Here is a 12,041-nt window from a genome sequence, read left to right on the forward strand (position 1 = left end):
TGCCAATGGCCGGCCGTGCCGGCTAGAGCGGCACCACGAGCCCGTCGCGGATCGTGACCTGTCGGTCCATGCGGCGGGCGAGGTCGAGATTATGGGTCGCGATCAGAGCGGCCAGACCAGAGGCTCGTGCGAGCGCCACCAGCGTCGAGAAGACGTGCAGCGATGTGTGCGGATCGAGATTGCCCGTGGGCTCGTCGGCCAGCAGCAGGCGCGGCGTGTTGGCGACGGCGCGGCCGATGGCGACGCGCTGCTGCTCGCCGCCCGAAAGCTCGCCCGGCAGATGGTCCAGCCGTTCGCCCAAGCCCAGGAAGGTCAGGAGTTCGGCCGCCCTCTCCTCGGCCAGCCCCTTGGCGAGCCCGCGGATGCGTTGCGGCAGGACGACGTTCTCCAGCGCGCTGAACTCGGGCAGCAGGTGATGGAACTGGTAGACGAAGCCGATCTCGGTGCGGCGCAGGCGGGTGCGGCCCTTGTCGTCGAGCTTCGTGGTCGGCAGGCCGCCGACGAAGACCTCGCCGCCATCGGGCTTTTCCAGCAGGCCGGCGACATGCAGCAGGGTCGACTTGCCGGTGCCGCTGGGCGCCACGAGCGCGACGAGCTCGCCGGGCCAGAGCGCGAAATCGGCCTTGCGCAGCACTTCGAGCGGAGCATCGCTCTGCGGATAGTGGCGCTCGACCTGGGAGAGGAAGAGCGCCGGGGTTTCGCGTTGGATCGCGCCGGCCATGTGCTTCACCCCATCCTGAGAGCCTGGACGGGGTCGAGCCGCGCCGCCTTCCAGGCTGGATAGAGGGTCGCCAGCAACGACAGGATCAGCGCCATCATGACGACGCTCGTCACCTCGCCCCAGTCGATCACCGACGGGATGTCGCTGAGGAAACGCACGGTCGGGTCCCAGAGATTGGCGCCGGTGATCCAGTTCAGCGCCGCCATGATCGCCTTGATGTTCTTCGAGAAGACGATCCCGAGAGCGAGCCCGCCGAGCGTGCCGAAGACGCCGATCGCCGCCCCGGTGATCAGGAAGACGCGCATGACCGTGCCGCGGGTCGCCCCCATCGTCCGCATGATCGCGATGTCCTCGGTCTTGTCCTTCACCAGCATGATCAAGCCAGAGACGATGTTCAGTGCCGCGACCAGCACGATCAGTGTCAGGATGATGAACATGACATTGCGCTCAACCTCCAGCGCATTGAAGAAGCTGCGGTTGCGCTGGCGCCAGTCGGAGAGCACGAGCGGGCGTGGCGCATCGGCCTCGATCGCATCGCGCACCCCTTGCGTCCGGTCGGGGTCGTCGACGAAGATCTCGATGACGTTCACGTCGCCTTCGCGATTGAAATAGGCCTGCGCCTCGGTCAGCGGCATGAAGACGAAAGAGGCGTCGAACTCGGTCATGCCGATCTCGAAGATCGCCTGGATCGGATAGGCCTTGATGCGCGGCGCCGTGCCGAAGGGCGTCGCGGCCCCTTTCGGCGAGATGATGTTGATCGAATCGCCGGCCTGGAGACCGAGCGAATCCGCCAGCCGCTTGCCGATGGCGACGCCGCCGGCCGTATCGAAACCATCGAGCGTGCCGCGCCGGACATTGCCGCCGACGAAGGGGATCGCCTTGATGTCGGCCTCGCGGATACCGCGCACCAGCACGCCGCCATTGCCGGTCTGTGAGGAGGCGAGCGCCTGCCCTTCCACCAGCGGGATGGCGAGCTTGATCCCGGGGATGGCTTTGAGCCGCATCGAGACGACGTCGTAATCGTCGAGCGGGCGATCGATCGCCGTCGCGAAGATGTGGCCGTTCACGCCGACGATCTTCTCGAGCAGTTCCTTGCGGAAGCCGTTCATCACCGACATCACGATGATCAGCGTGGCGACACCGAGCAGAATGCCGAGAAAGGAGAAGCCGGCGATGACCGAGACGAACCCCTCGCGTCGGCGGGTGCGCAGATAGCGCCCGGCCAGCAGCCATTCAAAGCCGGCGAAGGGACGCGTGCCCGTCGGGGCTTCGCTCTGGGTCTGCGCCTCCGTCGCGATGTTCACGCGGCCTTGCCCTTGAACCGATCGAGCGCGTCCTCGAGCGAGACCAGCTCACGCTCGCCGCTGGTGCGGCGCTTGATCTCGACCTTGCCTTCAGCCAGCCCCTTTGGCCCCACGATGATCTGCCAGGGCACGCCGATAAGATCGGCGGTGGCGAATTTGCCGCCAGGGCGTTCATTGGTGTCGTCGTAGAGCACGTCGTAGCCCTTCGCCAGCAGCGCCTTGTAGAGCTGTTCGCAGGCGCCGTCGGTGGCCACGTCCCCGGTCTTGAGGTTGAGCACGGCGACATCGAAGGGCGCGATCTCGTCCGGCCAGACGATGCCGGCATCGTCATGGCCGGCCTCGATCAGCGCAGCGACGAGACGGCTCGGGCCGATGCCGTAGGAGCCCATATGGACGGGCAGGTTCTGGCCATCGGGACCCTGGACGGTCGCGCCCATCGGCTCGGAATATTTGGTGCCGAAATAGAAGATGTGGCCGACCTCGATGCCGCGGGCCGAAAGCTGGCTATCGGCGGGGATCGCGTCATAGGCGGCCTTGTCGTGCATCTCCTCGGTTGCCGCATACAGGCTCGTCCACTTGTCGACGATGCCCTTCAGCCCCTCGACGCTGTCGAAATCGGTGTCCGCAGCCGGCGTCTCGAAGCCGAGATAGTCCTTGTGGCAGAAGACCTCGCTCTCGCCGGTCGATGCCAGCACGATGAACTCGTGGCTGAGGTCGCCGCCGATCGGGCCGGTGTCGGCGCGCATCGGGATCGCCTTCAGGCCGAGCCGGGCGAAGGTGCGCAGATAGGCCGTGAACATGCGGTTGTAGGCGTGGCGGGCGGCGTCCTGGTCGATGTCGAAGGAATAGGCGTCCTTCATCAGGAACTCACGGCCACGCATGACGCCGAAGCGAGGGCGGACCTCGTCGCGGAACTTCCACTGGATGTGATACAGATTCAGCGGCAAGTCCTTGTAGGACTTGACATAGGACCGGAAGATGTCGGTGACCATCTCCTCATTGGTCGGGCCGTAGAGCATCTCGCGGTCGTGCCGGTCCTTGATGCGCAGCATCTCCTTGCCATAGGCGTCGTAGCGCCCGCTCTCGCGCCAGAGATCGGCGGACTGGATCGTCGGCATCAGGATCTCGATCGCGCCCGAACGATCCTGCTCCTCGCGGACGATCTTGCTGATCTTGTTGAGCACGCGCAGGCCGAGCGGCAGCCAGGAGTAGATTCCGGCCGATTGCTGGCGGATCATGCCGGCGCGCAGCATCAGCCGGTGCGAGACGATCTCGGCTTCCTTGGGCGTGTCGCGCAGGATCGGCAGGAAATATCGGGAAAGGCGCATCGGACAAACTCGAATGGGGGCGATGCGCACGGATGGCGCAGCGAGTCACTTGACCCCAGAGACACCATCGCTCCGCGCAAAATGCAAACCAAAATCCGCAGGATGCAAATGAGACCGGGGCAGAGGCGCGGGCGCTGCCTCAGCGCTGCGCGAAGCGCTCCTTCAGCGCCGGCAACACCGCCGGGGGAACGAAAGGTGCAACATCGCCCCCCATCGCGGCGATCTGCCGGACGAGCGTCGCGGTGATATGGCGCACCGTCCCGGAGGCCGGCAGGAAGACGGTCTGGATGTCGGGCGCCATGACCGCGTTCATCCCGGACATCTGCATCTCGTAGTCCAGATCGGAGCCATCCCGCACGCCGCGGACGATGATGGTCGCCCCAGCCCGGCGCGCGGCATCGACGGCGAGGTCGTCGAATGTCACGACGTCTAGGCTGGCGCCCGTGGCGGCCAGCAAGGGCGCCGCGACCTCGCGCAGCAGTTCGGAGCGCTTCTCGGCGCTCAGCAGCGGCGTCTTGCCAGGATGGACCCCGATGGCGAGCACGAGGCGGTCGCAGAGCCTGGCGGCGCCGGCGATGACGTCGGCATGGCCGTTCGTGACGGGATCGAAGGAGCCGGTGTAGAAGGCGGTGCGTGTCATGGTCCAAGCGTTAAACGCTGGGCTGGCGCGCGACAAGCGAGGCCGTCACTGCGTCGTCCTCAGGCCGCGCGGACCTGAACGATGAAGTCGGCGACGCGCGACTTCAGGGAATGAGCGAGTTCCGTCAGCTCGATCGATGCGCGCGACACGGCCGCCGCGGCATCGGATGTCTCCTGCGATGCGGCCGAGACGAGGCTCGTCGCCTCGCCGATGCGGCTGAACTCGCTGGTCGCCCGGCCGACATCCTCGACGATCGCATGGGTCACGCCGTGCTGGCGCCGCATCGTCTCGGCCGAACGCCTGACCGCTTCGCTCAGACCGCCGATCATGTCGCGGATGCCGGAGATCGCCTCGACGGTCGCCGCAGTCGCCTCGTTCATCCCGGCGATCTGGCGCGAGATATCGTCGATTGCTCGCGCCGTCTGGCCCGACAGGCCCTTCACCTCGGAGGCAACGACGGCAAAACCGCGCCCGGCCTCTCCGGCGCGGGCGGCCTCGATCGTCGCGTTGAGCGCGAGCAGGTTGGTCTGGGCCGCGATGTCGGAGATCAAGCCGATGACGTCCGAGACGCGGGCCGCGCCGGCTGCGAGCTGATCGACCACGCCGCCCATGTCGTCGGCGTGATCCTTGGCCGAACAGGCCGAGCGATCGGAGGACTGGACGTCGTCGTCGAGTTGATCGATCGCCAGTCGCAGTTCCTGCACTGCACTCTCGATCGAGCGGATGCTCGCGACGGCGCGCGAGGCCGAGCTGTGGACGGTCCCGGCGTTCTCCTGCGTCTGGCTGGCGCCGCCCGAGAGTTCGCCGGCGGTGACGCTGAGCTGCTCGGCCGCCGCCGAGACGGCGGAGGTCACGCCGAGAACGGAGCGCTCGAGATCGCTGGCGAGGTCCGCCAGCAGAAGCCTGCGCTGGACGCTGGTTTCCTCGTCGCGCTCTTCCCGTTCGCGCAGGCGTTCGGTCTCCTCGCGCAGCATATTGGCGCGGATGCGCCCGACCGCCGCGGCGATCGCGCCGATCTCGTCGCGCCGCTTCTCGCCGGGAATGGGCTGGTCGGTGCGCCCCGCCGCGATGCCGGCAAGGGCTTTCGCAAGGCCGCCGATGGGCCGCGCCACGGAAAGGCCGAGGAACAGCGCGACCAGAAGCAAAGGCCCGAGAACCGTCAGCCCGCCGATGAGGATGGCCCGGTCCAGCTTGTCGACGACGGCGAAGGCCTCGCTTTCCTTCTCGGTCAGCCAGAGCAGCCAGGTCGCGTCGCCGACCTGAATCTCGCGGCCGGTGGCGACCAGCGGCTCGCCGTCTCGGCTGGTGAGCTTGATGAGGGCGTCACCGGCCTTCAGCCGTCCCCGGTCCAATGTGACGGCCGGCGCTTCCCCTGCGCGTCGTGCCGCCGGATCCGAGCGCATGAAGCCGTCGGCGCCGACGACATAGGTCGCGATGCCGTGGGAGGTGCCGGCGATCGCCATCAGCGCATTGTCGATGAAGGCGGTGCTGACCGAGATCACCATCGTGCCGATCGGCTCGCGCGAGGCCGGATTGTAGAAGCGCTGTGCCAGGAAGGCGCGCGGCTCGCCGCCAACCACGTCATAGGGAGCGAAATCGACGGTCTCCGGGTCATCGCCGACCGTCGCGGCGGCCGCGGCGACGGCCTTCGCCAGCCCCGTCTCGGCAAGATCGGGCTCGCTCAGCAGGCGCCCGAATTCAGGCCCCTTGGTGACGCTGTAGACCACCCGCCCCTTCGGCGAGACGAGGTAGATGTCGGCATAGTCGAACTGCTGCAACGCGGCGAGATAGGTGTCGTGAACCTCCTCGTGGCGCCGGAGATAGCCGTGTTTTTGCCCGGCGCCTGTGCGCTGCATGCGCTCGAAATGATCGAACGCGCCATCTGCCTGGAAGTACCTAAGGATCGTCGTTCGTTCGTCCGCAAGCTCCATCCAGCCCCGGATCTCGTCGAGCGAAGACACCAGATAGGCACTGCGGGCCTGCACAGAGAGCTCGGCGCTGAGCCGTTGCCATCGCCGCTCGAGCGCCTTGGCACGCCCCTCGGCGACGACACCCAGCCGCTCCCGAACGGCCTCGTCGGCCCAAATCGTTACCGCCCGATAGCCCGACAGCCCGACCGCGACCACGGCCAGGCAAGCCAGCAGAAGCATGGCGGCAGGGAGTCTGACTCTCAGGCTCAACAAGGTTCCGGAACTCCGGATTCGACGGCAGCTCAGGCTGCGCCCCCAATAGAGCCCATCGAGGTTAAATTTGCTTGAAGTCCTCAGGTCAGGACAAGGGCACCAGAGCCAGAAGCGCAACGGCACTGCCGAGAACGACCGACAGGAACACCAGAATCGAGGCCGCAACCGAACGCCGGCGCCGGCCGAATGCATTCAAATCGAACAGCATCATTTCCCCACCGAATCAGGAAAGCTTGACTTACCCTGCGTGATGGCGCGGAAGGGCCGCGAAAAGGCGAGATCGTGGCGAAAACGTGATCCGGATTTCCTGCGGTTTCGCGATTGCCTTCCTTTGGGCTTCACGCCAAAACGCCGGCCATGCTCACGATCAACGACATCACCTACCGTCTCGGCGAGAGATTGCTGCTCGACCATGCGAGCGCCTCGCTGCCGGACGGCTCTCGCGTCGGCCTGGTCGGGCGCAACGGCACCGGCAAGACGACGCTGTTCCGGATGATCACCGGCGACCTCTCGCCGGAAGGTGGCAATATCAGCCTGCCGAAGGGCCGGCGCATCGGCGGCGTCGCACAGGAGGCGCCGGGCGGGCCTGAATCGCTGATCGAGGTCGTGCTCGCGGCCGACACCGAGCGCGCCGCGCTGATGGCAGAATCCGAGACGGCGACCGATCCGCACCGCATCGCCGAGATCGAGACACGGCTCGCCGACATCAACGCTCATTCCGCGCCCGCGCGCGCCGCGACCGTGCTGCACGGCCTTGGCTTCGACGAGGCGGCGCAACAGCGGCCCTGCTCCGATTTCTCGGGCGGCTGGCGCATGCGCGTGGCGCTCGCCGCCGTGCTGTTCTCCGAGCCCGATCTGCTGCTGCTCGACGAGCCGACCAACTATCTCGACCTCGAAGGCACGCTCTGGCTCTACGACTATCTGGAGAAGTACCCGCACACGGTGCTGGTCGTCAGCCATGATCGCGAACTGCTCGACACCTGCGTCGACCACATCCTGCATCTCGACCAGGGTAAGCTGACGATCTATCGCGGCGGCTACACCTCCTTCGCCAAGCAGCGCGCCGAAAAGCAGATGCAACTCGCCAAGGCGAAGGAGAAGCAGGACGCCGAGCGCAAGCACCTCCAGTCTTTCGTCGACCGGTTCAAGGCCAAGGCCACCAAGGCGCGCCAGGCTCAGTCGCGCGTCAAGCGGCTGGAGAAGATGGAGACGATCGCGACCATCGTCGATCGCGACGTGCAGCCCTTCAGCCTGCCCGGACCGGAAAAGCCGCTGGCGCCGCCGATGATCGTGCTGAACGACGCCAGCGCCGGCTATGGCGAGCGCAAGGTCCTGTCGAAGCTCAACCTGACGCTGCTCCCGGACGACCGCATCGCGCTGCTCGGCTCGAACGGCAACGGCAAGTCGACCTTCTGCAAGCTCATTGGTGGCCGGCTCGCGCCCCTGTCGGGCGAGATCCGCCGCTCCTCGAAGCTCGAGACCGCCTATTTCGCCCAGCACCAGCTCGACGAACTCCGGCTGGAGGACACGCCGGTCGCGCATCTCCGCGACCTGATGCCGGATGCGCCCGAGGCGAAAGTCCGCTCCAAGGCGGCGCAGATCGGCTTCCCGGCCGCCAAGGCCGAGACGCCGGTGAAGAACCTCTCGGGCGGCGAGAAGGCCCGGCTGATGCTCGGGCTCGCGGCCTTCGGCGGTCCTCACCTGCTGATCCTCGACGAGCCGACCAACCATCTCGACATCGACAGCCGAACCGCGCTGGTCAACGCGATCAACGACTATCCCGGCGCCGTGATCCTCGTCAGCCATGACCGCTTCCTGATCGAATCCTGCGCCGACCGGCTCTGGATCGTCGGCGACGGCACGGTGAAGAACTTCGACGGCGACATGGAGGATTATCGCAGCCTCGTGCTCGGCACCGCCAAGGCGGCGAAGCGCGAGAAGGCGGCGCCGGAGGCGAATGCCGCCAACGGCAAGGCCGATGAGCGCAAGGGCGCGGCCGCGAAGCGTGTCGCACAGGGGCCGCTGCGGCAGAAGCTCAACCTCGCCGAAGCCAAGATCGCCAAGCTGACCGGGCTGATCGAGAAGGTCGACGGCGTTCTCGGCAACGGCGCGGCCTTCGCCCGCGATCCGGAGAAGGCGCTGACGCTGTCAAGACAGCGGGCCGAACTGGCAGAGGCGCTGGAGGCCGCGGAGGAGGAGTGGCTGGAACTGAGCGCTGAATTGGAGAGCGCGTAACTTCTAGCTGGCCGGATCATACATAAATTCGCGGAGCTCCTGCGAACAACGGCAGGCAAGCGCAATCTTAGCCGCCCATTTCACCGCATCTTCCCGCGCCGGCAATTCCAGCACCGTGAATTCGCCGTTGAGGCGGCTGCCAGGATAGATCTGCCCGGACACCGCGCCATCTGCGGCGACGAGCACGGGGATCGACCTGTTCGTCGATCCCGCCGCCGAAGACATCGACACCGGCCGCCTTAGCCTCCTCGATCACGGTATGGGAATCGATGTCGGCGGCAGCCAGCTGCTCGTTCGTGAGCACGATCACTTCGCTCGGAAACGAAACCAGATACTTGGTCATGCCGCGACGATGCGTTGCGGGTTCAATAGAGACAAGCGGGCAGAACGCCTGACGATCGTCGAGGTCTGTAAAGCTTTATCGCAGTTGCAGTTGTGCGCAGCGCGCCAGGTTGGTCCGGACCACGAGATGATGAAAAGGCCTGATCAAATTGAGATAGGTGAAGCCCAAGGCATTGTGGGTCTTCACGACGGTCGTCGCGATGAGCGACGCGCCCGTTGGAGAATGGCGTCTGAGCAGAGACAGCCGGAAATCGAGGTGTCGGTCATCCGTACCGAGCACGATTTCGTCCTGGCCCTCCCAGTGCACCGGGAAGAAATCCACACGTCCGAGGTTGTCTTGGGACGTCCTGACCGTATCGGAGGTTTTGATACCAAACGGAGTGACGATAGCGTCACGCAGCGCGATCAACGCCTTTTGCCAGGCAGGCGGATCGACGAGCGTCCGCGTCGCCAGTTCGCGCATGCTCTGTTCCGATGCGCTCAGGTCGATGCTGTAGCTATCAAGCAGACTGGCGTTCTCGTACCAGTCCGCAACGACACTTTCCGACGGCGGTGTGGTCCGGCGCACCTGCGGTCTACAGGCTGAATCCATGCTCATGATCACGTCACCTGTTCGACATCCTCATGATGATGCCTCCGATTTAGGAGGCCATCAACCAAGGAGCGAATGTGACACTTCTTCGCACTCAAACCGCGAGGGCTTCGTTGCCGCTGACAGCATTGAGGGCGAAACCCGGCATTGATCGCTGGAAGAGAGCCGACGCGCCGTTGCCGCCTCTGAGCTCAGCCCTGCCCCGGCTTCACGATCCGGCTGAGGCGGTTGTCGGTGAACAGGTAGATCTCGCGGCCGCCGGGCTCGGCATAGAGAACCTGCGTCTCGCGCTGGCCCTTGCCGCTCTCGCCGATCAGCACGTCGGTCGGGCGCGAGCCCTTGAGCTTCACCAGCTCGCATTCGGTGATGCCCTCGGCGATCGCCGGGGGCAGCGGGCGGGTCGAAGGATCGAGCGAGACGCCGGCGCTGCATTCGCCCTCCGGCGTCAGGGTTGCCTCCTGCGTCGAAGCGCGGGCCGAGATGCTGCTCGTCGTCATCGTCGTCTGGGAGCCGCGCGTCTCGGAGGTGAAGGCGAAGCCGCCCATATCGACGGAGCAGCCGCCGAGCGTGGCGGTGCAGAGGAGCAGAACAGGCAGTCTCACGCTTTTTTCTCCCAGCGGCCGGTGTCGTCCTGCTGCCAGTAGCTGGCGGCATGGCCCGAGGCCCTGGCCTTCTTCCAATCTTCGCGCGCCGCGGACAGCGCGTCCGGGTCGTCACCATCGAATATCAGAACGACGCGCTCGTAGTCCTGCATTGCGTCGGGAATGCGGACGCCTTCGGCGCAGATCCGGACCTGGGCCGCGTTGGGATTATGCGCATGCGTCGTCAGCACCACGGGGTTGCTCGCGGCATCCGCTTCCATGGCCGTCACATGGGGCAGGAAGCTCTCGTCGGAATAGGTCCAGAGATGGTCGTCGACCGCGCTCAGCCGCTCCTGGCTCGACACCTCCACCACGACCCTCTGGCCGCGTGACAAAGCGCGGTCGAGGATCGTCGGCAGCACCTGTTCGAGCGGGCGCGACTGGAGGTGGAAGAACAGGATCTCGGCCATCGAAAGCCTTTGCGTCACAGCGATTTGCGAATCGATCCTGCCAGATCGAATCAGCTTTCGTAATGCTCCGCGACCAGCCGGTCGAGCAGGCGCACGCCCCAGCCGGAGCCCCAGGAGCGGTTGGTCTCGGAGTTCGGCGAGCCCATGCCGGTGCCGGCGATGTCGAGATGCGCCCAGGGCGTGTCGTTGACATGGCGCTGCAGGAACTGGGCGGCAGTGATCGAGCCGCCATGGCGGCCGGCGGCGTTCTTCATGTCGGCGAACTTCGAATCGATCATCTTGTCGTAGGCTTTGTCGAGCGGCATGCGCCAGACCTTCTCGCCGGTCGCCTTTCCGGCTGCCGTGAGCCGGTCCGAGAGCTCGTCGCTGTTGGAAAACAGGCCGGCATGCTCCTGCGCCAGCGCGACCAGAATCGCACCCGTCAGCGTCGCCAGATTGATCATGAACTTTGGCTTGAACTGCTCCTGCGTGTACCAGAGCACATCGGCCAGAACGAGCCGACCTTCCGCGTCGGTGTTGATGATCTCGATGGTCTGGCCCGAGAGCGAGGTGACGATGTCGCCCGGGCGCTGGGCGTTTCCGTCAGGCATGTTCTCGACCAGGCCGATAATGCCGATGGCGTTGACCTTGGCCTTGCGGGCCGCGAGCGCATGCATCAGGCCCACGACGCAGGCGGCGCCCGCCATGTCGCCCTTCATGTCCTCCATGCCGGCGCCGGGCTTCAGCGAGATGCCGCCGGTGTCGAAGGTCACGCCCTTGCCGACGAAGGCGATCGGCTGGACGCCACCCTTGGCGCCGTTCCAGCGCATGATCGCGACGCGGCTTTCGCGCCGCGAGCCCTGGCCGACGCCGAGCAAGGCGCGCATGCCGATCTTCTTCAGCGCCTTCTCGTCGAGGATCTCGACCTCGACGCCGAGTTTTTCGAGTTTGGCGGCGCGGTCGGCAAATTCCTCCGGGTAGAGGACGTTCGGCGGCTCGTTGACGAGGTTGCGCGCGAGTTCGACGCCGGCTGCGACCGCGTCGCGCGCCTTCAGCGCCTTCTTGACGAGCGAGGGATCGCCGGCGCGCAGGGTCACCGCGATCGGCTCGGCCTCCTCGGGCTTCTTGCTCTTGGTCTTGTACTCGTCGAAGACATAGGAGCGCAGCCGCATGCCGAGCGCTATCTCGGCCGCGTCATCCGCACCGAGCGGTCCCTCCGGCAGAGCCAGAATCACGTCGGCGCTGCGGCCATGGCCGAGACGGCCGGCGATGGCGCCGCCCAGCTTGGCGAAATCCAGCGTGCCGCGTTCTGACTCGGGGCCGACGCCGACGGCGATCAGGCGCTCGTAACCCGCACCATCGGGCGCGAGCAGGGTCAGGCCGGAAAGCGCCTTGCCCTTGAAGCGCTCGGCCGCCGCGGCGCGCGCGAGCAGGCCATGGGCGCCCTCTCCCAGCCACTCCTCGGCCGCCTTGGGCGGCGCCAGCGTGTCGGACAGGAGGATCACGAGGTCCTGTTCCCCGATCGCATTGAGGGCTTTGATCTCGAGCTTCAGGCGCTGCGACATATTCGGCTCACGATGTTGCGAGGGGGCTTCTGGCGGGGCGAAACGAGACTGCCGCAAACGATTCCCGTTTGCGCCTTGATTGCGCCTATACCATAGGGTGA

The 12,041-nt window shown here is 66.1% G+C and carries 12 protein-coding genes; 1 reads left to right on the top strand and 11 read right to left on the bottom strand.

Annotation, left to right across the window (positions count from 1 at the left end; genetic code table 11):
• Window positions 1–22 precede the first annotated feature (22 nt).
• The 6 genes from AC1RMY_RS10330 to AC1RMY_RS10355 all read right to left on the bottom strand — a co-directional run bounded on the left by AC1RMY_RS10330 (window position 23) and on the right by AC1RMY_RS10355 (window position 6,387).
• Entirely contained in the window at window positions 23–721 is a 699-nt protein-coding gene (locus tag AC1RMY_RS10330) for an ABC transporter ATP-binding protein (protein ID WP_492864068.1), read from the bottom strand.
• A gap of 5 nt (window positions 722–726) precedes the next feature.
• Entirely contained in the window at window positions 727–2,019 is a 1,293-nt protein-coding gene (locus AC1RMY_RS10335; protein WP_492864453.1) for a lipoprotein-releasing ABC transporter permease subunit, read from the bottom strand.
• A gap of 2 nt (window positions 2,020–2,021) precedes the next feature.
• Complete coding sequence (proS, locus tag AC1RMY_RS10340) at window positions 2,022–3,353, bottom strand: proline--tRNA ligase (RefSeq protein ID WP_492864070.1); 1,332 nt, start codon at window positions 3,351–3,353, stop codon at window positions 2,022–2,024.
• A gap of 139 nt (window positions 3,354–3,492) precedes the next feature.
• Window positions 3,493–3,993, bottom strand: coding sequence for a pantetheine-phosphate adenylyltransferase (gene coaD / locus AC1RMY_RS10345; protein WP_492864072.1), 501 nt, complete (start codon window positions 3,991–3,993; stop codon window positions 3,493–3,495).
• Window positions 3,994–4,052: 59 nt separating this feature from the next.
• Window positions 4,053–6,143: a methyl-accepting chemotaxis protein gene (locus AC1RMY_RS10350; protein WP_492864074.1), complete on the bottom strand. Its 2,091-nt coding sequence runs from the start codon at window positions 6,141–6,143 to the stop codon at window positions 4,053–4,055.
• Window positions 6,144–6,261: 118 nt separating this feature from the next.
• Window positions 6,262–6,387, bottom strand: coding sequence for a hypothetical protein (locus AC1RMY_RS10355; protein ID WP_492864076.1), 126 nt, complete (start codon window positions 6,385–6,387; stop codon window positions 6,262–6,264).
• A 146-nt stretch (window positions 6,388–6,533) separates the two neighbouring features.
• Between AC1RMY_RS10355 and AC1RMY_RS10360 the strand changes: the two genes are divergently transcribed.
• Window positions 6,534–8,411, top strand: a complete 1,878-nt coding sequence (locus AC1RMY_RS10360; RefSeq protein ID WP_492864077.1) for an ABC-F family ATP-binding cassette domain-containing protein — start codon at window positions 6,534–6,536, stop codon at window positions 8,409–8,411.
• Window positions 8,412–8,478: 67 nt separating this feature from the next.
• On the opposite strand, the gene AC1RMY_RS10365 is transcribed toward AC1RMY_RS10360, so the two are convergent.
• The 5 genes from AC1RMY_RS10365 to AC1RMY_RS10385 form a co-directional block, all read right to left on the bottom strand.
• On the bottom strand, window positions 8,479–8,754 hold the full coding sequence (locus AC1RMY_RS10365) for a hypothetical protein (protein ID WP_492864079.1): 276 nt from the start codon (window positions 8,752–8,754) through the stop codon (window positions 8,479–8,481).
• 75 nt (window positions 8,755–8,829) lie between these two features.
• Window positions 8,830–9,351 (bottom strand): DUF2867 domain-containing protein, encoded by a 522-nt coding sequence (locus AC1RMY_RS10370; RefSeq protein ID WP_492864081.1) that lies wholly within the window; start codon window positions 9,349–9,351, stop codon window positions 8,830–8,832.
• Between the two features lie 185 nt (window positions 9,352–9,536).
• Window positions 9,537–9,947, bottom strand: a complete 411-nt coding sequence (locus AC1RMY_RS10375) for a hypothetical protein (RefSeq protein WP_492864082.1) — start codon at window positions 9,945–9,947, stop codon at window positions 9,537–9,539.
• Complete coding sequence (locus AC1RMY_RS10380) at window positions 9,944–10,396, bottom strand: DNA polymerase III subunit chi (RefSeq protein ID WP_492864084.1); 453 nt, start codon at window positions 10,394–10,396, stop codon at window positions 9,944–9,946. The genes AC1RMY_RS10375 and AC1RMY_RS10380 overlap by 4 nt, the downstream gene beginning before the upstream one ends.
• Before the next feature lie 50 nt (window positions 10,397–10,446).
• The gene (locus AC1RMY_RS10385; protein ID WP_492864086.1) at window positions 10,447–11,940 is read right to left on the bottom strand and encodes a leucyl aminopeptidase; all 1,494 of its coding nucleotides are present in this window, start codon (window positions 11,938–11,940) and stop codon (window positions 10,447–10,449) included.
• Window positions 11,941–12,041 lie beyond the last annotated feature (101 nt).

Source organism: Allobosea sp. GW822-FHT03F07, from assembly GCF_058801345.1.